The sequence below is a fragment of the Corallococcus sp. CA041A genome, assembly GCF_003612075.1.
Taxonomy (GTDB): domain Bacteria; phylum Myxococcota; class Myxococcia; order Myxococcales; family Myxococcaceae; genus Corallococcus; species Corallococcus exiguus.
The window spans coordinates 1-24,223 of record NZ_RAWF01000024.1 but is presented as its reverse complement, the minus strand read 5'-3'; the positions used below and the strand labels follow the sequence as shown (position 1 = coordinate 24,223).

Annotated in this window: 21 protein-coding genes; 15 read left to right on the top strand and 6 right to left on the bottom strand. The window is 68.2% G+C overall.

Annotated elements, in window-relative coordinates; genetic code table 11:
- The first annotated feature begins 37 nt into the window (after positions 1-37).
- The 7 genes from D7V77_RS06950 to D7V77_RS06920 all read left to right on the top strand — a co-directional run bounded on the left by D7V77_RS06950 (position 38) and on the right by D7V77_RS06920 (position 10,332).
- Complete coding sequence (locus tag D7V77_RS06950; protein ID WP_147452005.1) at positions 38-1,321, top strand: hypothetical protein; 1,284 nt, start codon at positions 38-40, stop codon at positions 1,319-1,321.
- The gene (locus tag D7V77_RS06945) at positions 1,318-3,207 is read left to right on the top strand and encodes a hypothetical protein (protein WP_120575479.1); all 1,890 of its coding nucleotides are present in this window, start codon (positions 1,318-1,320) and stop codon (positions 3,205-3,207) included. The genes D7V77_RS06950 and D7V77_RS06945 overlap by 4 nt, the downstream gene beginning before the upstream one ends.
- A complete protein-coding gene (locus D7V77_RS06940; protein ID WP_147452004.1) occupies positions 3,204-5,927 on the top strand; it encodes a helicase-related protein in 2,724 nt (907 codons plus the stop codon). The genes D7V77_RS06945 and D7V77_RS06940 overlap by 4 nt, the downstream gene beginning before the upstream one ends.
- Before the next feature lie 89 nt (positions 5,928-6,016).
- The gene (locus D7V77_RS06935) at positions 6,017-7,111 is read left to right on the top strand and encodes an AAA family ATPase (protein ID WP_120575477.1); all 1,095 of its coding nucleotides are present in this window, start codon (positions 6,017-6,019) and stop codon (positions 7,109-7,111) included.
- Positions 7,108-8,004, top strand: a complete 897-nt coding sequence (gene truB, locus D7V77_RS06930) for a tRNA pseudouridine(55) synthase TruB (protein ID WP_120575476.1) — start codon at positions 7,108-7,110, stop codon at positions 8,002-8,004. Before D7V77_RS06935 ends, truB begins: the two co-directional genes overlap by 4 nt.
- 12 nt (positions 8,005-8,016) lie before the next feature.
- Positions 8,017-8,613: a GNAT family N-acetyltransferase gene (locus D7V77_RS06925; RefSeq protein ID WP_120575475.1), complete on the top strand. Its 597-nt coding sequence runs from the start codon at positions 8,017-8,019 to the stop codon at positions 8,611-8,613.
- A gap of 207 nt (positions 8,614-8,820) precedes the next feature.
- Entirely contained in the window at positions 8,821-10,332 is a 1,512-nt protein-coding gene (locus D7V77_RS06920; protein ID WP_120575474.1) for a hypothetical protein, read from the top strand.
- A gap of 104 nt (positions 10,333-10,436) precedes the next feature.
- Here D7V77_RS06920 and tkt read toward each other — a convergent pair whose 3' ends face one another.
- The 4 genes from tkt to D7V77_RS06900 all read right to left on the bottom strand — a co-directional run bounded on the left by tkt (position 10,437) and on the right by D7V77_RS06900 (position 15,647).
- Positions 10,437-12,494: a transketolase gene (tkt, locus tag D7V77_RS06915; protein ID WP_120575473.1), complete on the bottom strand. Its 2,058-nt coding sequence runs from the start codon at positions 12,492-12,494 to the stop codon at positions 10,437-10,439.
- Positions 12,495-12,631: 137 nt separating this feature from the next.
- A complete protein-coding gene (locus tag D7V77_RS06910; protein WP_120575472.1) occupies positions 12,632-13,564 on the bottom strand; it encodes an arginase family protein in 933 nt (310 codons plus the stop codon).
- Positions 13,565-13,572: 8 nt separating this feature from the next.
- Positions 13,573-14,778 (bottom strand): VWA domain-containing protein, encoded by a 1,206-nt coding sequence (locus D7V77_RS06905; protein WP_120575471.1) that lies wholly within the window; start codon positions 14,776-14,778, stop codon positions 13,573-13,575.
- 20 nt (positions 14,779-14,798) lie between these two features.
- Positions 14,799-15,647 carry a MoxR family ATPase gene (locus tag D7V77_RS06900; RefSeq protein ID WP_120575470.1) on the bottom strand — a complete coding sequence of 283 codons (849 nt, stop codon included), beginning with the start codon at positions 15,645-15,647 and terminating at the stop codon, positions 14,799-14,801.
- A 72-nt stretch (positions 15,648-15,719) separates the two neighbouring features.
- Here D7V77_RS06900 and D7V77_RS43630 point away from each other — a divergent pair, with 72 nt between their 5' ends.
- The 6 genes from D7V77_RS43630 (at position 15,720) to D7V77_RS06865 (ending at position 21,445) form a co-directional block, all read left to right on the top strand.
- Positions 15,720-16,409 (top strand): vegetative protein, encoded by a 690-nt coding sequence (locus D7V77_RS43630; protein WP_158624350.1) that lies wholly within the window; start codon positions 15,720-15,722, stop codon positions 16,407-16,409.
- A 131-nt stretch (positions 16,410-16,540) separates the two neighbouring features.
- The gene (locus D7V77_RS06885; RefSeq protein ID WP_120575467.1) at positions 16,541-17,065 is read left to right on the top strand and encodes a hypothetical protein; all 525 of its coding nucleotides are present in this window, start codon (positions 16,541-16,543) and stop codon (positions 17,063-17,065) included.
- A 507-nt stretch (positions 17,066-17,572) separates the two neighbouring features.
- A complete protein-coding gene (locus D7V77_RS06880; RefSeq protein WP_120575466.1) occupies positions 17,573-18,682 on the top strand; it encodes a 3-oxoacyl-ACP synthase III family protein in 1,110 nt (369 codons plus the stop codon).
- Between the two features lie 45 nt (positions 18,683-18,727).
- A complete protein-coding gene (locus tag D7V77_RS06875) occupies positions 18,728-19,345 on the top strand; it encodes a DUF2378 family protein (RefSeq protein WP_120575465.1) in 618 nt (205 codons plus the stop codon).
- Between the two features lie 54 nt (positions 19,346-19,399).
- Positions 19,400-19,915 carry a hypothetical protein gene (locus tag D7V77_RS06870; protein ID WP_120575464.1) on the top strand — a complete coding sequence of 172 codons (516 nt, stop codon included), beginning with the start codon at positions 19,400-19,402 and terminating at the stop codon, positions 19,913-19,915.
- Between the two features lie 87 nt (positions 19,916-20,002).
- The gene (locus tag D7V77_RS06865) at positions 20,003-21,445 is read left to right on the top strand and encodes a hypothetical protein (RefSeq protein ID WP_120575463.1); all 1,443 of its coding nucleotides are present in this window, start codon (positions 20,003-20,005) and stop codon (positions 21,443-21,445) included.
- A gap of 1 nt (position 21,446) precedes the next feature.
- Here the strand turns inward: D7V77_RS06865 and D7V77_RS06860 are convergent, their stop codons facing one another.
- Positions 21,447-21,929, bottom strand: a complete 483-nt coding sequence (locus D7V77_RS06860; protein ID WP_120575462.1) for a nuclear transport factor 2 family protein — start codon at positions 21,927-21,929, stop codon at positions 21,447-21,449.
- Between the two features lie 59 nt (positions 21,930-21,988).
- Here D7V77_RS06860 and def point away from each other — a divergent pair, with 59 nt between their 5' ends.
- Positions 21,989-22,528 carry a peptide deformylase gene (def, locus tag D7V77_RS06855; RefSeq protein WP_120575461.1) on the top strand — a complete coding sequence of 180 codons (540 nt, stop codon included), beginning with the start codon at positions 21,989-21,991 and terminating at the stop codon, positions 22,526-22,528.
- Between the two features lie 3 nt (positions 22,529-22,531).
- Entirely contained in the window at positions 22,532-23,236 is a 705-nt protein-coding gene (locus tag D7V77_RS06850; RefSeq protein ID WP_120575460.1) for a sterol desaturase family protein, read from the top strand.
- A gap of 613 nt (positions 23,237-23,849) precedes the next feature.
- On the opposite strand, the gene D7V77_RS44625 is transcribed toward D7V77_RS06850, so the two are convergent.
- The coding region (locus D7V77_RS44625) for a hypothetical protein (protein WP_233596733.1) at positions 23,850-24,223 on the bottom strand (374 nt) is incomplete at its 5' end.

Sequence of the window (24,223 nt, the reverse complement as noted above, 5' to 3'; positions counted from 1 at the left end):
ATGGCGCGCCTCCAGCATCCGCGTGGGGCGCCACCTCATGAGCGACGCAGCCACATACTGGTTCTCTCCCGCACCGAGCGAGGTCATGTCCTCGCGGGTCTCCCTCGACTTCGATCTGCGCACGGCTGACCTGTACTTCCGCGAGCTCGTGGTGCCCGAACTCGGTCGCATCTGGTTTGCGCGGCAGCTCTCGTGGCCGCTGGCCGCGCTCGCGCTCCACGAGGAGCTGGCAACCCATGGTTCGAACGCACTGAAGCCTACAGCCATTTGCCATGGCATCGAGGCGCTCGCGTGCAAACTGGAGTACCTCGTCGATCCGCGGGACCCGTCGCCGCGCATCCTCGGGCGGCGCGCGTTCGGTCGCGACGCCGAACGAGAGGTGTGGTCGTCCCATCGGCTCCGTCAGGCGACGAACTACGTGAGGAATACGCATCGGCAGGCTGCGGCGCGCGCCATCCGGGTCGATGGTGGGCTCGGCTTCGCGAGCGGCTCGCGTTTCGATCTCCTCGATTTGGAGCCGGTCGGGCGCGCTCTGGCCAGAGCATTCCTTGAGCAACGCGTCGGACAAGGCGGCACCAGCCTGCGGAAGTGGCTGCTTCGGTGGTTCGACGGCGACAAAGAGATTTCCGGTTTGCCCAAAACGCTCCTGAAAGCGCTCTCGCCCGAACACGCCACCGACGAGGAGCGAGCACAGGTCCGGTCACGGCTCCTCGGAACGTCGACGGCCGCATGCGAGAAGCGGCAGCGCCTGGCCCGCGCGATCGGGCGCGCGGCGGACATCCCGGACATCGAGAGTACCGTCGTCGCACGCCTGCGCGAGAACGGTCATCGTGAGCAGGCCGACGAGGTCATCGCCGCGCGCGCGTTCGGCGCGGTGCTCGATCGTGCCCGCGATGCGCTCGCCCCCCTGACCCGTGCGGTGGAGTCGGGACGCGGTGGCGTGAAGCTCGCGATACTGGCCAACGACGGAGCCCTCAAGAAGGCCATCAAGGACCTACGAGCGGCCGCGAAGAAGTTCCTTGAGAAGGCAGACGCCGCCAACGTGAAGGAGACCACGAGCCGCACCTTTGCCAATGATGTCGGTGCCACCGATGATGCCGAAGCGATTCGGCTGCTGGTTCGACGCACTGACGAGATACTCGGGCTCGCCGACGGTTCTGTCGTCCGAGGCCCGCTGTTCCGCGTCGTCGGCAGCACGGATGAGGTTAGCGACCTCGAAGACGGAGCAGCGAGTATCGAGCCTGATCGGACAGGGCGGACGTTCCGCATCGCGAACTTCCACTCGCTCCTGCGCGACGTCGACCAACGAGGTGCGCGATGAGCGCCGAGACGCTGCTGGACATCTTCGTGCCGCCCGAAGGCATGTTCGGGCACAGCGCGGCGCTCGTCGCCATGACTGGCGCGGAGGACTTCCTCGAGGAAGCCGTGCAGCGGTTCACGGGGCTCCGCCCACGGCAGCGCTCGGAGCTGGGCAATGTGCTCGTGTACTTGATGCTGGATGGGCATGCGTCCTCGTCGCGGCAGGCGGTTTTTCCGCCTGGGCGCATCCCTGGCCTCCACGAGTTCCAGCCGCGCACGGTCGATCCCGGCTCGCTCCTGCACGCAAAGGTCGCGCTGCTCGCATTCGCTCCAAACCGGACGGGTGCTCCCGTCCATCTCCGGCTCGCCGTCCTCACGGCCAACTACACGTACACCTCGGCGCGGCAGCAACTCGAGCTGGTATGGGTCGTCGACCTTCCGCTCAGCGACAGCGCCCGCGTCGAGGACCGCGCTGACGTCGCGGCGGCGGGTGCATTCGTCGAGGCACTCCTCGCGCGGCGCTTCCATCGTGACGAGCAGACGCTTCCCTCGAAGGAGCGCAAGCTGACCTCACGGCTCGACGTGCTCCTCGCGGCGGCAGCTTCGGTTGCTCCTGGGGATCGCAAGCCGCGCTTCATCCACTCACTCTACAGGTCCCTGTACGACCAGATCCGCGAGTGCTTCCGAAATGCGATCGACAAGCCGAGGAACCTGCTGCTGTGCGGCTCGGGGTTTTACGAGGAGCCGTCCACCCAGGCGCGCAAGCCCGACGTCTTCGCCAAGCTTGAGGGCCTGGGTGTGTTCACAGCGAACGTGCAGCGCGTGGCGCTCGTCGAGCCCGACGAAGCGGGCGCGGTGGCGACGTGGGCCATGGAGGGCGACACGGAAGGCTGGGAGGTCGTCCGCCCCTCCGACGCACTCGACCAGAACCGGCGGCTTCATGCGAAGTTCGTGTACGTGGGCTATCTCCGCGATGGCCACGTGAGCAACGGCTGTCTCTATCTCGGCTCCGGCAACCTCTCGCGCCGCGGCCTCCTCACGCACGGCGAGCTGGCTGAGGGGAATGTGGAGACCGGTGTGGTCTTCGCACTCGACGAACGGCTCGATGGTGAGGCGCTCGCGCGCCGACTGTTCTGGTCGGACGAAGCCGAGACCGTAGGCGTCGAGGAGTGGGCCATTGGCCAGGTGGGCGACGCGCCGGGCACGCAATCCATCCTGGACTCACCGCCGATCCTCTCGGCGATGATCGAGGCTACGCCGGTCAGACGGCTACGGTGTTTCTGGCGCGAGGATGGATCGGCCTCGTCTCGCGCGAGCATCTCCTGGACGGGACGCGACGGGTTCAACGTGACGCAAGGGGACGACGTCCCGCTGCGGGACGACGAGACCCCAACCGCACTCAACGTCTACGATGAGAGCAACCGCAAGTGGGTCGTGCCCGTCGTGGACGTCATGGGGCGTGTTGGCTGGCAGCCTCCGCGCTTCGACACCTATGCGGACGCGCTCGCGGCGCTCCTCGACTTCCCGATCCGTCCTGCCGAGGCCACCGACGACGGAGAAGATGACGATGAGGGCGACGGTGGCGGAACCAAGGGCAAGGGCACAGGGGCGGCGAGCGAGCAGGAGAAGAGTTATGCGATGCACGCCGCCGCCGAACTCGTCGAGCAGGTTGCCGCGCTTCAGGCGGCACTGCCGGAATCGATGCTCGACGACTGGCTCGAGCATCTCGACCGAATGTTTTGCGCGTCGTTCCCTCAGTCCCTCATCGCGACGTGGCGGATGCATCGGCTCAACGTGTTCGAGCACCTCCGCGAGCCCGAGCTGCGCTCTCCGCACCTGACGGACAAACAGCGAGCCAGGTACTTCGAAATCCTAGACGGAGCAGCGCGTGCATGGGGGCTGCGATGAGCTTCACGTGGACCCGTGCCGCCGATGCGCTTCGGAGGCTCGTCGCGGAGGACGCGGCCAAGCCGTGTGAGGAGCAGCACCTCGACGACGGCCAACGCGCGTCGCTCATCTGGATGGCTGAGCGGTTGCCGCAAAGTGGTGTCGTGCTTGCCGACGAGGTCGGCACCGGCAAGACGCGCCTCGCGTGCGCCGTGGTCCACGCTGTCCTCGATGCAGGGGGGCGCGCGGCAGTTGTCGTTCCGCACGGCCTCATGCACCAGTGGGCCGCCGAGTCACGGAAGCTTCGCGTGAACAGCCCGGTGCCTAAGGAACTCACGACCTTCACGGAGTTCCTGCGCGAGGTGTCGCTGAACGAGGCGTCGTGGATGGACCTCAGCCCGCGCCCCGACGAGTCCGAGTGGTGGCTCATCTCCCATGGGTTCCGCGCGCCGTTGGTGCGCAGCAACTCTGATGAATGGCGTGCGGCGCTGCCTGCATTCGTCGAGCTCCATCTCGCCTCACGTGTGGAGCGCGAGGACGGGCGGACCCGGTTCGGAAAGCTTCAGCGCAAGATTGAGAATGCGCCAGCGTCGCGGTGGGGCTGGAACGGGATGGCCCGGATCGCAAGCGAGGTTGCCCCGCGAGTGCGCGGGCTTCGTGACCTTCGTAAGCGTATCGAGTCTCTGCCTCCGCTCAACGTGTCGGGTTGGAACAACGACGCGCTTTTCGCCCAGTTCGGCAACAATGGCGACGGCCGGCCGCTGACCGAGGAGTTGTTGGGGCTCTGGCTCGGCGAGTTCGATCTCATCGTCATCGACGAAGCACACAAGAGCCGTGGTGAAGTGGGCGTTGAAGACACCGCGCTAGGTGCTGCGTCGGGCACGGTCCTCGCGCGGCTGGTTGACGCGCTGTTGAAGCAGCCCGAGAGCGGGCGGCGGCTCTGCCTCACTGCGACGCCGATGGAACTCGAGCTGACGCAATGGCTCGACCTGCTGGGGCGCACGCGCAGCGGACTCGATCGGGAGCGCGGGGGGCAGGTGGTGAAGCGCCTGCACGACGCGGCGGTCCGTGCGGCCGTGGCACCCGACGAAGGGAGCCGCCTCGACGAGCTGTGCGCGGCCGCGAGAGACTTCACCAGGACGCTGGCTCCGCATGTAACGCGGCGTCGACGTGACGACGACCCGCTCGTCACGAGCTTCCGCACGGGCGCGGCGCTGTCCGCGAGATTGCCTCATCCGCACCGACGGCTTCAGCGCGTACGGATCGGGTGGAGCGAGACAGTGGGCCAGGACTCGCCCTGGCTCAATGTGCTCTTCGCCGCCGAGTGCATGAGCCAGTGCGCTCGCGGGCTGACGCTCAAGGACACCGCGGACTGGCCCCGAGCTGTGCGCGACGCCTACACGAAGCTGTCGGCGGGGCATGTCAGTATCGATCTGTCGGAAACGAGCGAGCCGCTCCGTGTACCCGAGCCCGGCGTCGTCGATGATCACAAACGCGGGAAGATCGCGCGCGTAGCCTACTGGTATCGTCGCCTCCGCGATGGTCGAAAGCGCGTGCTCGATGGACTGCCGCCCGTCAACGGCGCCGAAACTGACCCTGACGCCGAGCATCCGCGCATCCTTGCTGCCGTGGAGGAGATTGAGCGCTGGACGCTGATACGCGAGAAGGTGCTCGTCTTCGGCGTCTTTCTTCGCCCACTCAGGCTTCTTCGTGACGTGCTCAATGTGAGGCATGCGCTGCGCGCGGCCGATGCGGGTAGGCCGATTTCTCACGATGTTCATACCGACGCGGCGTTGCTCGGGATCGCGCTCCGCCAAATCGAGCGCATGCGCGCGAAGGGCACACTCTCGGGTCGCCTGTGCGCGGGCAACGGCGCCGATGTGCGCCGCGCGCTGAGCGACAGCCACAAGGCCTACGAGCGGCTTCGGCGGCAGGTACGCGAACGTGCGAAGAAGGTAGTCATAACGTGGCGCACCGACCCGACGCTACTCGGTGGAGCTCCGGCCGACCACGAACTCGAGAGCGCGCTCGAGGATCACCTCGTCTCGTTCGTCCTCGACGACTTCCTGGCGACGGACTCGCAGTCCGGCGAAGTCACCCACGAGCGCTTCGACGCACTGACCGCCGAGTTCGTCGAAGAGCGCCTGCGACCGCTCCTGGGTGAGTTGGGCGACGAAGACGTCGACGAGGAACAGGCGGTGCTTCGGAAGGAAGCGCTCCGGGCGCTCATTGAGGACGACGACGGGCGACAGAGCTTTCACGCGCGTCTGCTCCAGGGCGCTACGCGCTGGGAGACGCGTCGCTACCTCCAAGCCGCGTTCAACCGTCCAGGGGCTTCGCCGTGGGTGCTCATCGCGCAGAGCCAGGTGGGGCGCGAGGGGCTCAACCTGCACGAGTCCTGTCGAGTGGTCGTGCAGTTCCACGCCGAGTGGAACCCGGCCATCCTTGAGCAGCAGATCGGCCGCGTCGATCGCAAGGGTAGTTTTTGGGAGCGGCTCGCCCGGAAGTGGCTCGACGAAGGAGCTCAAGGCGAGCCTCCGTTCATCGAGGTTCGGCAGCTCGTCTTCGAGGGCACTTATGACGCTTTCCAGTGGGATCGGGTGATGCGCCGGCAGCATGTCTTCGACGCCAGCCTCTTCGGAACGCTCCTCCCATCCGACGCTTGGGACCGCGTGCCCCAGGAACGTTTGCTGGAGCTACTGGCCGCGGCGCCGTCGTTCCGACCTCCTCGGGTCGAATAACCGGTTCTACTACCGTGAAACGCCGTGGTCGCGCATAAGCCGGAGCTGGCCCACCGAAGCCCCGGTCCGGATAGGCTCGCGCGCACGTCATGGCCCTCACGCGTCTGGACATCGCAGGCTACCGCTCCGTGCGTCAGCTCCACCTGGAGCTGGGGCCGGTGACCGTGGTGGTGGGCCCCAACGGCAGCGGCAAGACGAACCTGTACCGCGCGCTGTACCTGCTCGCGGCGGCGGCGGAAGGCCGGCTCGCGCGCACGCTGGCGGACGAGGGCGGCACCTCGAGCGTGATGTGGGCCGGCCCCCGTGACCCCAAGAAGCCGGCGCGCATGCGCGTGACGGTGGACCTGGACGACCTCACCTACGAATTGCAGTGCGGCGTGGTGCCCACGTCGCCACCCCAGACGATGTTCACCCTGGATCCGGAGGTGAAGGAGGAGCACCTCTGGGCGCACTCCGGAGGCCGGCATCTGGTGTTGATGGAGCGCAAGGACCGCACGGCCTTCCTTCGCGACGCGGACGGGAAGCGCGTCACGTTCCCCGCGGAGCTGTGGGGCTCGGAGTCGGTGATGGATCAGCTCGCCGAACCGCACCGCTTCCCCAGACTGGGCGAAGTCCAACGCACGTTGAGCGCGTGGCGCTTCTACCACCACTTCCGCACGGACCCGGACGCGCTGCCCCGGCACCCGCAGGTGGGAGTGCGCACGCCGGTGCTCGCGTCGGACGGGCGCGACCTCGCGGCGGCGCTTCAGACCCTCTGGGAGATTGGCGATGACCGCGCCCTGGAGCAGGGCATCGACGACGCCTTTCCCGGCTCCAGGCTGGAGGTGCGAGCGGAGGACGGACGCTTCAGCCTCTTCCTGCACATGCCCGGCCTGTCGAGGCCCATGTCCGCGCCGGAGCTGTCGGACGGGACGCTGCGCTACCTGTGTCTGCTGGCGGCGCTGCTCAGTCCCAGACCGCCGCCGTTCCTCGCGTTGAACGAACCGGAGACCAGCCTGCACCCGGACCTGCTGGAGCCCCTGGGCAGGCTCATCGTGCGAGCCTCCGAGTACAGCCAGGTCTGGGTGACGACGCACGCGGAAGCCCTGGCGACCGTCATCGCGGACAAGACCGGCACCTCGCCCGTGCACCTGGAGAAGCAGCAGGGCGCGACGACGGTGAAGCGGAACGGAAACGACGAATGACCCCCGGCCTCTACCTCACGCACAAGCCCGTGGGCGCCACCAGCTTCGCCACCGTCCGAGCCTTCCAGGAGGAAGCGCAGGCGACGCGGCCCGGCCGCCGCACGGCGCTGTGCCACGGCGGCACGTTGGATCCGTTCGCGGAAGGGCTGCTGTTGATGCTGGTGGGCCCGGCCACGCACCTCTTCGAACACCTGCACGCGGCGCCCAAGGTCTACGAGGCCCGCGTGGAGTGGGGCACGGAGATGGACACCGGAGACCTGCACGGCCGCCCCGTGCACCAGGGAGACGCGACCGCGCTCACCCCCGAGCAACTCGAAGCAGCGCTGCGCCCGTTCCTCGGCTGGACGGATCAAATCCCGCCCGCCACCAGCGCGAAGAAGCTCGGCGGTGAGCCCGCCTACCGCAAGGCCCACCGGGGCGAAGTCGTGGAGCTGCCTCCCTCGCGCGTGTACCTGCACACCGCGCGCTGGCTTTCGCACGACCTGCCCAAGGCCAGCACGTTGGAACTCACCTGCCGTGGTGGCTACTACGTCCGCTCCCTGGCCCAAGACCTGGGACGCGCACTCGGCTGCGGCGCGCACCTCTCCACGCTGAAGCGCACGGCCATCGGCCCCTGGAAGGACCCGGGCCCCGGCGCGCGCATCGAACGGCACGGCCGCGACCTGCTCCCCTGGACGCCCTCGCGAGCGCTCACGGACCAGGACGTGGGAGCCCTGCGCCAGGGCCAGTCCATCGCCACCACACCACTCCAGCCCCCGGACTGGCTCCTGCCACCGGGTTACCCGGAGCCCACGGGCCCGGTGCGCGGCTTCCACCAGGGGAAGTTGACCTTCCTGCTAACCCCGAGGGACGGAGCCCTCTGGCCCGAGACAGAGCTGCGCGGCGGCGTCTAGAACGGGCGCCCCATGGCGCCACCCGACCTGAAGACCGTGGAGCTCACCCCGGAGCTCTGGCCCGACCTCGAGAAGCTCTTCGGCCCCAACGGCGCCTGTGGCGGCTGCTGGTGCATGTACTGGCGCATCCCGGAGGGCGAGCGCTACGACGACGTGCGAGGCCCTGAAGCAAAGCGCCGCTTCAAGGCCCTGGTCGCGAGCGGAGAGGCGAAGGGCATCCTCGCCTACGCGGACGGAGTACCGGTGGGTTGGGCCGCCTTCGGCCCGCGCCGCTCCTTCTCGCGCCTGGACCGAGCCCCCAGCTTCACGTGCGACGACGCGGACACCGTCACCTCCGTGCCCTGCTTCTTCATCCACCGGAACTGGCGCAACCAGGGCGTGGCCACCGCGCTGCTCGCCGCCGTGGAGGCCGCGGTGCGTCGCGAGGGCCCCGCCACCCTCGAAGGCTATCCGGTGAAACCGCCCAAGGGCTCAGCGCGTATCAGCAACGGAATGGCCTACACGGGCACGCTCCCGTTCTTCCTCAAGCGGGGCTACGTCCACGTCGCGGACCGTCCCGCCGGCAAGCAGCGCGTGCGCAAGGCGCTCAAGCCCTCGCGCCGGAAGTGATGCCTTTCGTCACCACCCCGGGGCGGGGGGGATGGTGACAGTCATCACCGCTGGTGACTGTTGTCACCACCCCGGCTCTCGCGTCATCGCAGCGTAACCCCATGGAATCCTTCAGGGTGTGCTGGCCCGGGGAGCTGGCACGACGCGCGCAATAGGTCCCGGCATGACTGCTTCCGCAACGGAAGCCGCTCCCACCGGAGATCAAAAATGACCATCGCCAAGTCCGCTTCCACCGCCGTCGCCACCTCCCTCAACGGCAAGCCGGCCCTCGGCAACAAGGAGCTCGCGGTCCTGCGTGGCAGCTCGTCCCCGGCGAAGCAGGCGGCGGAGATGAAGGCCACCCTCAACAACATGAAGTCGCAGATGGCGGGCCTGAAGTCGCAGCTCCACGACCTCCAGTCCCGCCACGCGCACCTCGGTGACCGCTTCTCCGCGCAGGGCCACGGCTGCGTGGGCCCGCGTGACAACTGGCAGCCCAAGGACCTGGGCGCCATGGTGGAGATGAACAAGCTGAACAAGACCTCTGGCTCCATCGGCGCGGAGCAGTTCGCGGACAGCATCGAGGCCGCGGTCGGTGACCTGGACGGCCAGGCCGCCTCCGGTGAGTACCGCGCCGTCGCGGACTGGGCCGCCAACAACCGCGAGCGCCTCACCCCGGAAGCCCGCCAGGTGATGGACATCTACAGCAAGTATGCGGCGGTCTCCCAGGCGCGCGGCGAGTCCGGCATCCCCCAGGGCGACTTCAAGAAGATGCTCGCGGAGATGCGCGACGTGGGTGACGCCAGCGCGAAGAAGGCGCTCGCCAACCTGGACAGCAAGAGCCACGGCGGCACGGTGTCCGGCCAGGACATGGCCCGCGCCATCAAGACGGGCACCGCGGACCACGACGGCCAGGCCGGCGGCGCGGAGCTGAAGGAGTTCGAGAAGTGGGCCTCCAAGAACGAGAGCCGCCTGTCCCCGGAGGCCAAGGAGGTCCTGGATGTCTACCGCAAGCACACCCAGGCGGCGCAGGCCCAGGGCCGCACCGGTCTCACCGACAAGGAGACCGCCGCCATGAACAAGGAGCTGAGCAAGGTGGGCGCCGGTGACGTGAGCGCCCGCAAGGCCACGGAGGCGCTCGACAAGCAGAGCGGCCCCATCTCCGGCGAGGACCTCACCAAGGCCATCAAGGACGGCATCTCCGACACGGACGGCCACTCCTCCACCTCCGAGCTGAAGGAGTTCGAGAAGTGGGCCGCCAAGAACGAGAGCCGCCTCACGCCCGAGGCCAAGGAGGTCCTGAAGACCTACCAGCAGGCCGCGAAGAAGGCCGGCCCGGAGGGCATGACGCAGAAGGAGGCGGACGCCATGTTCAAGAAGATGGAGGGCTTCAAGACCTTCCACGACAGCTCCATGCGCGACGCGCTGGAGGGCCTGGACTCCAAGAAGGGCAAGATCTCCGGCAACGACCTGACCGCCGCCATCGAGAAGGGCGCGGGCGACCTGGACGGCAACGCGGCCGGCACCGAGTTCACCGACACGATGAAGTGGGCGCGCCAGAACTACGACCGCCTCACGCCGGAGGCGAAGAAGGTGGTGGACACCTACGAGAAGTACGCCACCCGCTCGCAGGCCCAGGGCTCCACGGGCATCGACCAGAAGGACTTCAAGAAGATGATCAACGAGATGAAGTTCGTCAGCAACCCGCGCCCCACGCGCCCCGTGTTCTACGCGGCCTGATGTGAAGCCGGGGGGAGCGAAGTCGAAGAAGGGGGGATTGGAAGTCAGAGGGGTCCCGGACCTTCGGGGGAGGGTCCGGGGCCCTTCTTTTTTCTACAGGCGCGTCAGTGCTTCTTCGCCTTGGCGATGGTGGCGTGCGCTTCCTTCACCACGTTCTCCACGGTGAAGCCGAACTTCTGCTGCAGCGCCTTGATGGGGGCGGAAGCGCCGAAGCTGCGCATGCCGATGATGCTGCCGGTGTGTCCCGTCCAGCGCTCCCAGCCGAACGCCGCGCCCTTCTCCACCGCGACGCGAGCCTTCACGCCCGGGGGCAGCACGCTGTCCTGGTACTCCTGGGGCTGCTGCTCGAACAGCTCCCACGAAGGCATGCTCACCACGCGGGCCTTCACGCCCTCGGCCTTGAGCTTCTCCGCGGCCTCCACCACCAGCGCCACCTCCGTGCCCGTGCCGATGAGGATGACGTCCGGCGAGCCGCCCTCCGCCTCCAGCAGCGTGTACGCGCCCTTGGCCGTGCCGGAAGCGGGAGCGAACTTCGTGCGGTCCAGCGTGGGCACCGGCTGGCGCGACAGCACGAGCACCACCGGGTGGTGCTTCTGCTGCGCGATGTAGCGCCACGCCTCGGCCACCTCGTTGGCGTCGCCGGGGCGCAGCACCACGTTGCCCGGCACCGCGCGCAGGGACATCAGCTGCTCCACCGGCTGGTGCGTGGGGCCGTCCTCGCCCAGGCCAATGGAGTCGTGCGTGAAGATGTGGATGGACGGAATCTCCATCAGGGACGACAGGCGCATGGAGGGGCGCTCGTAGTCACTGAAGATGAGGAACGTGGCGCCGTAGCCGCGCACGTGGCTCAGGTTGAGTCCGTTGACGATGGAGCCCATCGCGTGCTCGCGCACACCGAAGTGGATGTTGCGGCCCGAGTACTCGCCCGGCTTGATGGACGTGGACGCGGAGATGTACGTCTTCGTGGACGGGTTCAGGTCCGCGGAGCCGCCGACGAGCCACGGGTAGTTCTTCGCCAGCGCGTTGAGCACCTTGCCGCCGGACTCACGGGTGGCCATGCCCTTCGCGTCCGCGGGGAACACGGGCAGCTCCTTGTCCCAGCCCTCGGGCAGCTCGCGCTTGAGCAGCGCCTCCAGCTCACGAGCCAGCTCCGGGTGCTGCTTGCGGTAGTCCGCGACGGACTTCTCCCACGCGTCATGCAGCGCCTTGCCGCGAGCGCCCATGCGCTCCTGGAAGCGCTCGCGCACGCCGTCGGGCACCAGGAACTGCGCGTCCTCGGGCCAGCCGTAGGCCTTCTTGGTGGCCTTGATTTCGTCGGCGCCCAGGGGCTCGCCGTGAGCGCTGGCGGAGCCCTGCTTCTTGGGCGAGCCGAAGCCGATGAACGAGTTGACGATGATGAGCGTGGGCTTGCCGCGCTCGTCCTTGAAGGACTTGTAGGCCTTGGACAGCGCGTCCAGGTCGTTGGCGTCGGTGACCTTGAGCACGCGCCAGCCGTAGCCCTCGAAGCGGCGGCCCACGTCTTCGGTGAAGGCCAGGTCGGTGCTTCCGTCGATGGAGATGTGGTTGCTGTCGTAGATCCAGCACAGGTTGGGCAGCTGGAGGTGGCCCGCGAGCGAAGCGGCCTCGGACGCCACGCCCTCCATCATGTCGCCGTCGCCGCAGAGGGCGTAGACGTCATGGGTGAACAGGTCGAAGCCGGGCTTGTTGAAGTGGGCGCCCAGCCACTTGCTGGCGATGGCCATGCCCACGCTGTTGGAGACGCCCGCGCCCAGGGGGCCGGTGGTGGTCTCCACGCCGGTGGTCCAGTGGTACTCCGGGTGGCCGGGCGTGGCGGAGTCCAACTGGCGGAAGTTGCGGATGTCGTCCAGGGACACGGCCGGCACGTCGGTGACCTTGGCGTCCTTCACGCGCTTCACGCCAGCCAGGTGCAGCAGGCTGTAGAGCAGCATGGACGCGTGGCCATTGGACAGGATGAAGCGGTCGCGGTCCGGCCAGTTGGGCTGGGCCGGGTCGTAACGCAGCTCCTGCTGCCACAGCTGGTAGGCCACGGGAGCCAGCGCCATGGGCGCGCCCGGGTGGCCAGAGTGGGCCTTCTCCACCGCGTCCATGGACAGCGTGCGGATGGTGTTGATTGCCTGGGTATCGATTTTCTCGGTCGTCATGCGGCCTCCCGCGCAGGACTGCGTCGCGGGCGCACCATGCCGTAACTGGAGCCGCCGCGCCGCACCAAACGCGCCCGTCCGTCGGCAGTCACACCGACGGCCGGGCAGGGGGCCGGGGCTCTTTTTCCGGGAATGCGCTACGGGACGCGACCGCTATGGACGAACGCCGCGACCACTGCATCGGTGAAGGCCCGGGCGCAATGGCCTTCCGGGTCCAGGTCGGGGTCCAGGATGGTGAGCTCCAGGCCCACCGCCTGGGGGCTCGCGAGCAATGACGCCAGCAGCGCGGTCAACTCCTCCAGGCGCATCCCGTCCGGATTGGGAGAATCCACGGCGGGCATGACGCTCAGGTCCAGCACGTCCGCGTCCACGTGGATCCAGAACCCCGTGAGCCCTCGGGCCTCCAGCCGGAAGCGGGCCTCGTCGCCCACGGACTTCGCGCCGCGCTCACGGATGACGGTGAGCGGCAGTGAAGCAATGCGGGAGGTGTCGAACTCGTGCACCGCGGCTTCGGCGGTGTCCTCGGCGGTGCGGGACAGGCCCAGGTGCACGACGTCCTCTTCGCGCAGGTAGGGCTTGAGGCCCTCCAGGTCGCACAGGGCATCGGGGCCATGTCCGGTGGCCAGCGCCAGGTCCAGCCCCGCCGCGGTGAACCAGCCCGCCATGCGGGCGCGGTCCTTCACGTAGGAGAAGTCATCATGCGCGTCGATGAACGCCAGCCCATGCGTCCCGGCCCGCCGCAGCGCGAGCGATGAGCCCACGAGCACGCTGCAATCCCCACCCAGCAGCAGCACGAACCGTCCCCCGGCCCGCAGTGCGCCGACGCGGTCCGCGAGCGCCACGCTGTAGCGGCCCAGCGCCGCGCCGTTGCGAAAGCCGATGTCCGGCTCCGCCTCCGGTGAGTACGCAGGTGGCGTCACGACGCCCGCGTCCTCCGCGCCCAACCGCGCCACGATGCCCTGCGCGCGCAGGACCCGGGGCAGTTGAAACACACCCGGAATCGCGCCCGGGGAAGCGGGCCTCAGCCCCAGGTTGGACGGCGCATCCAGGACGCTGATGGGCAGGAACATGGGCGTTGCTACCTCCGGGCCGCCGCACCGCGAGGCGTCTTCCCCCGGGTGAGGTGGTTCACCGCCTCACCCAGGCCCTCCACGGTGAGAGCGAACATGGGGAACACGTTGGCGATGACCGCGATGCTGCCCGAGCGCCACGACCCACGAGGCTCCGGGTTGAGCCACACGTTGCGCTCGAAGTGCTGCGCCAGTTGCATCAGCCACGTGAGCCCTTCCAGGCCCTCCTGGCGGTACTGGCCATTGGCATCCGTGCGGATGCCCAGCTCATACGGGGCCATGGACGCATCGCCCACCATCACCAGCTTGTGATGCCTTCCCACCTGCGCGGTGAGCTCCGGCACGGTGATGCCGCCCGTCAGCTGCGGCGTGGCGTACAGCTTCCCGTAGACGCAGTTGTGGAAGTAGTAGGTGCGCAGTTCCTTGAAGTGCGTGGCCTGGCTGGCGACGCTGAACAGCCGGCTCACCAGGTGCGCGTACGGGTCCATGGACCCGCCCACGTCCATGCACAACACCACGCGCGTGTTGGGCCGGCGCGGCGGACGCGTGACCACCTCCAGCTCGCCCGCGTTCTTAGCGGTGGCGGCGATGCTCTCGTCCACGTCCAACTCTTCAGCCACACCCTCACGCGCGAAGGCCCGCAGCTTGCGCAGCGCCACCGCCAGCTGCCGCGTGTCCAGCACCAGGTCGTCGCGGTAGCCCGCGTACTTGCGAGCCCCGGCCTGCCACAGCGCCTGCCCCTGCCGCCCGCCCGTGCCGCCAATGCGCACGCCCTGCCGGGCCACGCCGTTGTTGCCAAAGGCAGACGCGCCGCCCGTGCCCACCCAGCGGTTTCCGCCGTCGTGGCGCTCGGTCTGCTCCTTCAGGCGCTGCTCCAGCTGCCGCCGCAGCTCTTCAGGGTCCCACTGCTCCAGGAGCGCGATCTCCTCCGGGCTCAGGTCGGTGCGCTCCTTCGCCTCCTCCAGCCAGGACAACAGCTCCTCGGTGAGCTTCAGCGCGTCGGAAGCGACGCCCTGGAAGTGGGAGAGGAACGCCTGGTCAAAGGCATCCAGCTGCGTCTCCGAGTGCACCAGGAGCGCGCGAGCCACGTGGTAGAACCCATCCAGGCTGCTGTCATGCAGCCCGGCCTTCAGCGCCCCGGCGAGGGCGAGCGCCTCCTGCGCGCCCACCTTCACCCCGCGCTTTCGCAGCTCGTAGAAGAACGGCAGGAACATGGCGTGGCTCCCGGGCTGTCTTAAGCGCGCGTCCGCCGGCCGCGTCCAAAGGCTTCCGCCACCGCCACCAGGTCCTGCTCCTTCTTGAGCAGCGCGCCCAGGAACGGCAGCTGCTCCTCCAGCTTCAACTCCACGACGCCGTTGGCCTTGAGCACGGAAATCCAGTCGATGAGCTCGCTCGTGGACGGCCGCTTGCGCAGGCGCGTCATCGCGCGCAGCTCGTAGAAGACCTTGAGCGCCTGGTCCGCCAGCGAGGAGTCCAACCCCGGGTGGTGCACGTCCACGATGCGCTGCATGAGCTCGCGCTCCGGGAAGTCGATGAAGTGGAACACGCACCGGCGCAGGAACGCGTCAGGCAATTCCTTCTCGTTGTTGCTGGTGATGAGCACCACGGGGCGGTTCTTCGCCACGACCTCGTCGTTGGTCTCGGAGATGCGGAAGCGCATCCGGTCCAGCTCGTGGAGCAGGTCGTTGGGGAACTCCAGGTCCGCCTTGTCCACTTCATCGATGAGCAGCACCACGCGCTCCGGAGAAGCGAAGGCCTCGCCCAGCGGCCCCATGCGGATGTATCGCCGGATGTCTCGCACGTCCCCGTCCCCGAAGCGCGAGTCATACAGCCGCTGCACGGTGTCGTAGACATACAAACCGTCCTGCGCGCGCGTGGTGCTCTTCACGTGCCAGGTGAGCAGCTTCAATCCCAGTCCCTGGGCAATCGCTTCCGCCAGCAACGTCTTGCCCGTCCCGGGCTCACCCTTGACCAGCAGGGGGCGCTGGAGCGTGAGGGCGCAGTTGACGGCCGCCTGCAGGCCCTCGCTCGTGAGGTAGGAGTCGGTGCCGCGGAAGCGAACGGGAGTGGGAACCGGAGTCATGGATGGTTCCTTTAACATCCTGGGGAATGTTTCCATCCCTAGACGGGCGGATGGGTGTATATCCTGCCCCACATGGCCCCACTTTCCCTTGAAACCGAACTTCGCGACATGGTCCGCCGCGAGTTGCAACTGCAACTGGCTCCCGTTCAGAAGGCCGTGGCCCGTATGGCCAAGGGGCTGGATGCGTTGGATGCGCTGCGCGCGGTGACCGACCGCCTGGCGCCGCTGTCCAGCCGCCTGGGAGCCGTGGCGGGCGTGCGCACGCCCTCGCTGGCGCCGGAGCCGGTTGCCCGCCGCCGTCCGGGCCGTCCGCCGAAGTCCGCCGCGAAGGCCGCGCCCGTGAAGGCGCCCGCCGCGAAGACGCCGGCCGCGAAGGCCGCGCCCGTGAAGGCGCCCGCCGCGAAGGCCGCGCCCGTGAAGTCGCCCGCCGCGAAGTCCCCGGGCCGTCCGCCGAAGGTCGTCGCCGCGGAAGACAACCAGGCCTGCGCCGTCATCGGTTGCAAGCGCCAGAGCCGCTCCAAGGGCTACTGCTCGGCGCACTACCAGAAGCTGCGCCTGCTCATCCGCACGGGCCGCCGCCCGGACGCGTGGGTGGATGGCGCGAAGCCGCAGTCGGTCCCGGACCTCACGCTGCCGAGGGGTCGCGCGGGCAGCCAGGCGCTGAAGGAAGCGGCGAAGCCGGCCGCGCCCGCGGTGCCGCCCAAGCCCAAGGCGTGGCTGCGCAAGAAGGGCTCCAGCGGCGGCATGGTGTCGCTGACCTGACGGAGGACGTCGTCCGTGCTCCTCCCCGCGTGACGGGTCGCCCCGAGCGGCCCGCCGTGCGTGCCTCGGGACCGACACGGGTTGCTTCCTTCGATTGACATGCGGGCCGTGGCGGTGTGAATCCCGGCCCCATGAGCGAGCAATATCCAGTCACCGTCGCGGTCCGCCGTCCCGACGGTTCGGTGGAGCAGGTCCGGGTGGGCACGGCGTACAGGAACGACGACGGCTTCACGCTTCAACTGGGCGAGCTGTCCATGAGCGCCACGCCCGTCGCGGCGTCGGCCCCGGCGTATCGCCGTCCCGCGTCCTCGGGCGCCCCGTCTGGTGGCGGCGGCGGCGACGGCATGCTCCTGCCCAACTACGGCCGCAGCAAGGGCGCCCCCGTCTACGGCGCCAGCCTCCAGGACCTGGAGTTCTACGCCAACGGCGCGCGCCGCTCCCTGTCGGACCCCAGCAAGTCGCGCTGGCACGACAAGGAGCGCCAGCTCCTGGCCTCCATCGAGGCGGAGATCGCCCGGCAGCGCGGTGACGGCGGCGGTGGCGAGCCCCCCGCGCGCGGTGGCGGAGGAGGCCGGGGCGGTGGCTACGGCTTCGGCAACCCGCCGGACGACGGCGACATCCCGCCCCCCGGCGACGACGACAACATCCCCTTCTGAGGGGAGCGATCCAATCGGACCCGTCCCGCGCAATATTCGAAGAGAAGTCCGGCGTGTCCGGCGGGAGATCCGATTTTCCGTGCCCTGCGTAGTGCGAGCCGGGCCCGGTGCGACCTGCTGGCAATGGGGGGGAGGCGCGGCGGGCTTGTCGTCAGTCCACCGCCCGCCCGGCAGGGGGCGGCGGACCCTTGCCGACGCGAGGGCCATTGACAGTATTGAGCAATGGCAGACACCATGAGTCTCCTCGGTGTCCACTGTCAGTGAATTGACACATCGCGTGTGATTCATTCCACGTCGATAGCTTCACTTCTGAAACATTCCGCATCCTGCGGATTTCACAGGCTTTCGGGGCTGTTCTGTCCTGGCGTGTGCTTCACGAATGACGCGTCCAGAAACAGGAACTCCGTCTTTCCAAGGGCTTAGGAAGTGGCCTGGAACGTGCTCTATGCACGCGTGCCAGGGAATCCATCCCGTCCGGCAAGGCTGTGAAATCGCGAGGCCATGGTAATGACCGAACGGGTGTGTGTGGTGGGCGCGGGTTCGTTCGTCCCAGCACGGACCATCTCCAACGAGCGGATCGCGAAAGCCATCCCCGGTTGGTCGGCCGCCCGCATCGAAGAGAAGATTGGCATCAAGGAGCGCCGCTTCCTCTGGGACTTCGACGACGAGACGGGCCGCGCCATCCCCCCGCCGGACGACGTGCTGGGGCGCTTCTATCCGGCGACCAACACGGACATGTGTGAGGTGTCGCTGCGCCAGGCCCTGTCCCGCGGCGGCGTGGATCCGAAGGAGCTGGACGCGCTCTTCGTGGTGACGTGCACCCCGGACGCGCCGCACTTCAACCACGACGCCATGGCGTTGCACGAGCGGCTGGGCCTGCGCGAGGACGCCTTCGCGCTGGTGGTGGATGACGGCTGCGGCGGCACGCCCTACGTGCTGGACCTGGTGCGCAAGATGATGGACGGCGGCCGCTTCCGCACGGTGGCGGTGGTGGCCTCGGCGTTCACGTCGCCGCTGCTCAACCGGGAGGTCTACACGGACGAGTTGCCGCCCACGCCGGGCCGCCCCAAGGCGCTCAACGCCTACCTGTCCATGTATGTCTTCGGTGACGGCGCGGGCGCGGTGGTGCTGCGCAAGCAGGAGGGGGACGAGGACGGTCCGGGCATCCTCTCCTCGTTCTCCGGCAACGCATACGCGGAGCTGGTGACGCGCCGTGGCGGCGGCATGCTGAAGCTGCCCTACCAGCCGGGCCGCACGCGCCCGTCCGACATGGCCTTCGTGGTGGACGGCTTCAAGGTCGCGCGCAGCTACCCGGAGTACATGCAGAAGTGCCTGGACGCGGTGCTCACCCCCACGCTGCGTGAACAGGTGAAGCGCTACTACTTCCACCAGCCCAACAAGCGGGTGATGGACTCGTTCGTGACCCGGGCGGGTCTGCCCAAGGAGTCGGTGGCCTGCAACGTGGATCGCATTGGCAATACGTCCGCGGCCGGGATGTTGATTCTTCTGGCGGACGACCTGGAGCAGGGTCGTGTTGCACTCGGCAGTGGGGACCTGGTGGTGGTGGCGGCTGTCGGAGCCAACGTCCATTATGGGGCCCAGCTCGTGCGGCTGTAGCGCGCACGCGTGTTCATCTCCTCCCCCCCGGAGATTCCCCCCTCTATGAGTGAGCAGCGCAAGGAAGTCACGGTCCTGGAGCCAGCCATTGCCCAGGATCTCGAGAAGCGTTTGGCCCTGGCGACCCCCGACGACACGGCCCGAGGAATGTTCTTCAACGGCGCGTTGAACGCGGTGCGCATCCAGGGCGGCGATGCCGCGGTGGAGAAGTGCCTGGCGGTGGTGCAGGAGAAGAAGTTCGTCGACTTCTTCAACTACCCCGTGGCGGGCTTCCTGAAGTTGTCCTTCACGGGAGCGCAGTTGATGGGCCCGCAGCTGGGCGGCTTCGACGCGATGTTGCGCAAGATGGGCACGCAGGCGACCACGGACTTCCTGTCGTCGGCGGCGGGCAAGACGCTGCTGCTGCTCGCGGGTGACAGCCCCAGGCGGCTGGTGACGAACCTGCCCACGGGCTACCGCGCGGCGGTGAGCTACGGCGAGCGCAGCGTGGAGTGGTCCAGCGACCGCGCGGGCAAGCTCATGATGAAGCGGGACTTCATGCCGCCCGCGTACCACGAAGGCGTGCTCCAGGGCGTCATCGAGGCGCTCGGTGCCCGAGGCGTCCAGGTGAAGGGCCGGCAGACGGGCCCGGTGGACACGGAGTACGCGCTGTCCTGGCAGTGACCGGAGCACGAACCCAGCGGTCCTCGCTGTCCTCGAAGAAGGATGGGTTTGAACATGACTCAAGGACAGGCGGGGGCCCCGGTGCGGCTGCAGTCCGGCGACGAGTGGGTGTATGCCTTTCGCTCGCAGGAGGACGCCGCGACGCCACCGGATGACGCGGTGTGCGTGGCGGCGCCCTTCACGCCCACCGTGAAGCTGGGCGCGGGCCTGTATGTGCCCGCGGGCGACGGCGGCTACGAAAGAGTGGGCTCGGCCACGGCCTGCTTCCGGCTGACGGACCGGGCCTTCACGCCAGGCACGCAGGTCCCGTTCTACGCACGCTTCCTCCTGCCGGTGGGAGCCTTCACCGCGCAGGGCGAGTGCGTGCTCGTGAGCAACGACCAGCCCCAGGCGGGCGTGGTGCTCGCGGGGGGGGCGCTCAAGCTGGTGGAAGTCCCGCCGGGCTTCGTGGGCGGCGTGATGACGAACCTGAGCGTGTTCAACCCGCTCAAGCTGCCCGGCTTCGCCACGGGCTCGTACTACACGCTCTACACCTTCCGGAAGGAAGGCACGGGCACCGCCGCGCCCTGAGCGGCACCCCAGGATGAGCAGGAATGTCGGGGATGCCTGGGAGAATACGTCCCTGGGCATCCGACGCCATCACCAGGGGGACGACGCATGGAAAGCAGGTGGAATCCGCTCTACGAAGCGCTCGGCTATTGCCCGCCCGCGAGCGGAAGGGCCGTGCCGGCGGGAGCACCGCCGCCGGAGGACACGGACCTGCCCCTCCTCGGCCCGGAGGAGCTGGAGGCGCTCAAGACCGCCTTCCTGCGGGAGCCGGAGGACGTGCTGCGCTGGACGGAGAGTGGCCTGGGCGCGAGGGTCACGGTGGGCGCGTTCGTGGAGTCGCTGCGAGAGCTCGAGCTGCTCTTCACGGACCCCGGCCAGCTCCAGGAGCAGCTGGACGCGACGGAGCGCCACGCCCGTCAGGGGACGGGAGGTCTGCCCGCGGACTCCACCTTCCCGCTGAGGACGGAGGAGATCCCCATCGACCCCACGCGCACGCGCTTCGAGCCGCAAGCGGACCTGCGAGGCTGGCTGTTGTTCAGCGGCCCCGTGTGGCTGGAGCAGGGAGCGGCGGCGCGGCAGGCCCCATTCCGCTGGCACTTCGGAGCGAAGAGCCGCTTCGTCTACCCATTGCGAGAGCCGGAGCCCGGCCGCCCGGTGGAGGTGGCGCTCTTCGGAGATTTCGGCACGGGCGAATACTCCTCCCGGTACATCGCCCGGCAGCTGGTGATGCGCGGCGAGCGCCTGGACTGCGCGGTGCACCTGGGCGGTGTCTTCTACTCGGGCCGCCAGGGCGAATTCGACGCGCACCTGGCGGAGCCGCTGGAGCCACTGCTCGGGACGACGGCGCTGCTGACGTTGAACGCGCCGCCGGAGATGCGCTCGGGAGCGGGGGCCTACTTCCGCTACCTGGACGAGCGGCGGGGCGCGAGCTCCCGTCACCCGCAGGAGGGCAGCTACTTCAGCCTCGCCGCGGAGCGTTTCCAGCTCATCGGTCTGGACACCGCGTGGTTCGAAGCGGGCCGTCACCGCGAGCCCGCGCTGCTGCAATGGCTGGAGCAACGCCTGTCGGAGGGACGCCGGCGGGGAGCGATGAACATCCTGCTGACCCACGCCGCGCCCTACGGTCCGGGCGCGGAGCAGCTCGCCCCGCTGGTGACGGAGGACCTGCGCACCCTGGTCGTGGAGCGCGAGTGGGTGGACCTCTGGTGCTGGGGAGGCGCCCAGGCCGGAGCGCTCTACGACCGCGCCCCGGGCCTCCCCTTCGTCGGCGCGAGCCTGGGCCACGGAGGATTTCCCTCCGAGCGCAGGGATGCCCCGGAGTACCCGGTGGCACCGGTTCGCTTCTTCGAATCCCGGCCGCGCTTCCCGGAATGGACGGGCGTGCGCCAGGACCGGGGCAACCACGGTCATGCGTCGCTGTGGCTGCACGCGGACGGCAACGCGTCGCTGCGCTACACGGACTGGATGGGCCAGGTGCGCTGCGAGGCGACCCTCTCACGCCAGGGCCCCAAGGGACCGGTGACGCTGAAGGCGCTCGACGTGAGGGAGTGAGTCACGGCCCCTGAATGCCGCGCTCCTTCATGTACTTGCGCAGGCCCGCTGCGCCCTGGGCGCGCACCTTGTTGTGCAAGAGCGGCGTCCACCCGAGCGCCCATCCCACCGGCCCCAGCGCCTGCCGCGACCAGGTCCAGAAGGGGAACCGGTCGGTGTGGCGGATGATCTTCCCGTCAGCGAACTCGAAGGTCGCGTCGATGCGGTTGAGCACCTTCCGGCCCGTCTGGCTGAAGGTGTAGGTCGCATCCCAGTGGGCGCTGCCGGTGCGGTCATCGGCCTGGACCTGACTGAAGACGAGTTCCAGGTCCTTGCCGCGCTCCAGCAGCATGCGCCACATGGAGGTGGCCCCCGCGTAGCGCAGGCCCTGGAACACGGCGTCGTTGAACTCCACGTCCGGGTGGTAGCAGGCGGCCATGCCGTCCGCGTCGCGCCGCTGGAAGGCCGAATAGAAGTCGGTGATGAGCTGGGCGTTCGGGTGCATGCCGCCGGTCTAGCGGAACTGCCGAGCAATGGAAGGGGCCGCATGGCAGAGTCCGCCGCATGGCTCGCGACATCGTCATCTGGCCCCACAAGGTTCTCACCACGTCTACCCAGCCCGTCACCGACTTCGGCCCGGCGCTCGAAACGCTCCTCCAGGAGATGGCGGAGGCCATGGCGGAAGCCAAGGGCATCGGCATCGCGGCCAACCAGGTGGGAGTTCCCCTGCGAGTGGCCATCGTCGGCCGCGAGGACGGCACCCAGTTCGAAATCGTGAACCCCCAGATACTCTCGAAGGAGGGGAGCGTGAAGCTGGAGGAGGGCTGCCTCTCCGTGCCGGACGTCTGGGAGAAGTGCTCCCGCGTCGAGCGCGTGAAGGTCCGCTACCAGGACAAGACGGCCCAGTGGCACGAACTGGAGGCGGACGGCCGGCTCGCGCACGTGCTCCAGCACGAAATCGACCACCTGGACGGCCACGTCTTCGTGGACCACCTCTCCAGCCTGAAGCGCACCCTCATCCTGGACCGCATGAAGAAGCTGCAGAAGTCGCTCGCGCGCCGGAAGGAAGAGCCCGCGGAAGGCAAGGGAACGAAGCGCTCCTGACGCATGGAACCGCACCCCGTCCCCCGCAAGGTCCTGGCCTTCCGTGAGGAGTACCGGGCCCAGGCCATCGGGCCCGGCTACCGGGGGCAGGTCCACTTCGCCTTCACCAGCCTCGTCTGCCTGGGGGGAATCGCCCTGGCGCTGAGCCAACTGGAGGCCCCCCGCCTCTGGGAGCTGCTCGGAGTCCCCGCGGTCATCGCGCTCGCGAACGTGGTCGAGTTCCTCGGGCACCGGGGCCCCATGCACCACCGCACCCGGGGCCTGGGCCTGATGTTCGAGCGGCACACCGTCCAGCACCACCGCTTCTTCACCCACGAGGCGATGGCGTACGAGTCCAGCCGGGACTTCAAGATGGTGCTCTTCCCGCCGGTGCTGCTCCTCTTCTTCCTGGGAGCCATCGCCGCCCCGCTCGGAGCGCTTTGCTTCCTGCTGATTTCCCCCAACGCGGGCTGGCTCTTCGTCGCCACGGCGCTCGGCTACTACCTGGCGTACGAGTGGGTGCACTTCACCACGCACCTGCCGGGCAACCACTGGAGCGCCAGGCTGCCCGGCATCTCCTTCCTCCGGCGCCACCACCAGGTGCACCACGATCCCAGCCGGATGGGCCGCCACAACTTCAACATCACCTTCCCTCTGGCGGATGGGCTCTTCGGGACACGATGGCGCGCCCCACTGGATGAGGAGCAGGCGGCGCGCCGAGGGAAGTGACGGGGAAAGAAGAAAGCCGGAGCTGGGGGTTCACACCCTGGAACGGCGTGTCCATATCCCCGGCGGCTGGGACGAATGATCAGGCCCGGATCAATCAGGGTTTGACGTCGCCGAACCGAAGCGTTAGAGACTGAACCCCCGCGCAACGAGCCGCTGGCCCTCGGGCCTCGGGAAGTCAGCGCGGGGGAAGAAAAGGATCGACGAAGGTTGTTGATCCCGAACGCGGCAAAGAGGTAGAAGCCGCGCCCCGCCCGAACCGGACCGAAGGCAGCAACTCGGAACGCAGAGAGCGGACAGCAGCAAACGGTCACCACCAAAATGGTTGATCGCGGATGCGGTGGTGGTACAAGCCGCGCCCCTCGCCTCGAAGCCCGCGCGCTGGCGCGGAAGGCACTTCGTGGAGAGAGCAGCACCGACAAGAAAATAGGGCAGTCAACGAGCGAGTTGACAGCGAACGCGGCGAAGAGATAGAAGCCGCGCCCCACCGAAGAAGCAGCGGTCCGGAAGGCAACACAACGGACGCAAAGCGGTGAGGAAAGCTGACAGCAAGCGGTTGACAGGGAAGACGGTGCTGAAGTAGAAGCCGCTCCCCTTCGAAAAGAAACGGCGGAAGTCACTGGACGGCGCCGATGAATTTCGAAGCAGCCCGCAGGACGCAGGACGCAAAAAAAGCGAAGTTGACGCTGAATGCGAACTGAAATAGAAGCTGCAACCCCGCTGGTTGAAGCAAAACCAGCAACGAAGTAGACGGTAGCAAAAGTCGCGAAGCAAGACAAGCGGCTCGGTCTTTGAAAACCAAATAGCAAGCCCAAGCAGTAATGGATTGCGGAAACCCGCAGTCAATTTTTTGAGGGCGCTTCACCTCAAGAGCAGCGCTGAAAAGCGCAGCGAGAGGGAAGTGCCGACGAATCAGCGAGCCGAGACTCCTTAGCCGGGTCTCGGGGAACGCCGGTTCAAGCAAACCAAGAATACAATTGGAGAGTTTGA

Coding starts and splice junctions, on each gene's coding strand:
- D7V77_RS06935 (WP_120575477.1), top strand. CDS start 6,017: ATGGCCCTCACGCGTCTGGACATCGCAGGCTACCGCTCCGTGCGTCAG.
- tkt (WP_120575473.1), bottom strand. CDS start 12,494: ATGACGACCGAGAAAATCGATACCCAGGCAATCAACACCATCCGCACG.
- truB (WP_120575476.1), top strand. CDS start 7,108: ATGACCCCCGGCCTCTACCTCACGCACAAGCCCGTGGGCGCCACCAGC.
- D7V77_RS06880 (WP_120575466.1), top strand. CDS start 17,573: ATGACCGAACGGGTGTGTGTGGTGGGCGCGGGTTCGTTCGTCCCAGCA.
- D7V77_RS06925 (WP_120575475.1), top strand. CDS start 8,017: ATGGCGCCACCCGACCTGAAGACCGTGGAGCTCACCCCGGAGCTCTGG.
- D7V77_RS06905 (WP_120575471.1), bottom strand. CDS start 14,778: ATGTTCCTGCCGTTCTTCTACGAGCTGCGAAAGCGCGGGGTGAAGGTG.
- D7V77_RS43630 (WP_158624350.1), top strand. CDS start 15,720: ATGGCCCCACTTTCCCTTGAAACCGAACTTCGCGACATGGTCCGCCGC.
- D7V77_RS06945 (WP_120575479.1), top strand. CDS start 1,318: ATGAGCGCCGAGACGCTGCTGGACATCTTCGTGCCGCCCGAAGGCATG.
- D7V77_RS06900 (WP_120575470.1), bottom strand. CDS start 15,647: ATGACTCCGGTTCCCACTCCCGTTCGCTTCCGCGGCACCGACTCCTAC.
- D7V77_RS06875 (WP_120575465.1), top strand. CDS start 18,728: ATGAGTGAGCAGCGCAAGGAAGTCACGGTCCTGGAGCCAGCCATTGCC.
- D7V77_RS06865 (WP_120575463.1), top strand. CDS start 20,003: ATGGAAAGCAGGTGGAATCCGCTCTACGAAGCGCTCGGCTATTGCCCG.
- D7V77_RS06860 (WP_120575462.1), bottom strand. CDS start 21,929: ATGCACCCGAACGCCCAGCTCATCACCGACTTCTATTCGGCCTTCCAG.
- D7V77_RS06950 (WP_147452005.1), top strand. CDS start 38: ATGAGCGACGCAGCCACATACTGGTTCTCTCCCGCACCGAGCGAGGTC.
- D7V77_RS06920 (WP_120575474.1), top strand. CDS start 8,821: ATGACCATCGCCAAGTCCGCTTCCACCGCCGTCGCCACCTCCCTCAAC.
- D7V77_RS06850 (WP_120575460.1), top strand. CDS start 22,532: ATGGAACCGCACCCCGTCCCCCGCAAGGTCCTGGCCTTCCGTGAGGAG.
- D7V77_RS06940 (WP_147452004.1), top strand. CDS start 3,204: ATGAGCTTCACGTGGACCCGTGCCGCCGATGCGCTTCGGAGGCTCGTC.
- D7V77_RS06870 (WP_120575464.1), top strand. CDS start 19,400: ATGACTCAAGGACAGGCGGGGGCCCCGGTGCGGCTGCAGTCCGGCGAC.
- def (WP_120575461.1), top strand. CDS start 21,989: ATGGCTCGCGACATCGTCATCTGGCCCCACAAGGTTCTCACCACGTCT.
- D7V77_RS06885 (WP_120575467.1), top strand. CDS start 16,541: ATGAGCGAGCAATATCCAGTCACCGTCGCGGTCCGCCGTCCCGACGGT.
- D7V77_RS06910 (WP_120575472.1), bottom strand. CDS start 13,564: ATGTTCCTGCCCATCAGCGTCCTGGATGCGCCGTCCAACCTGGGGCTG.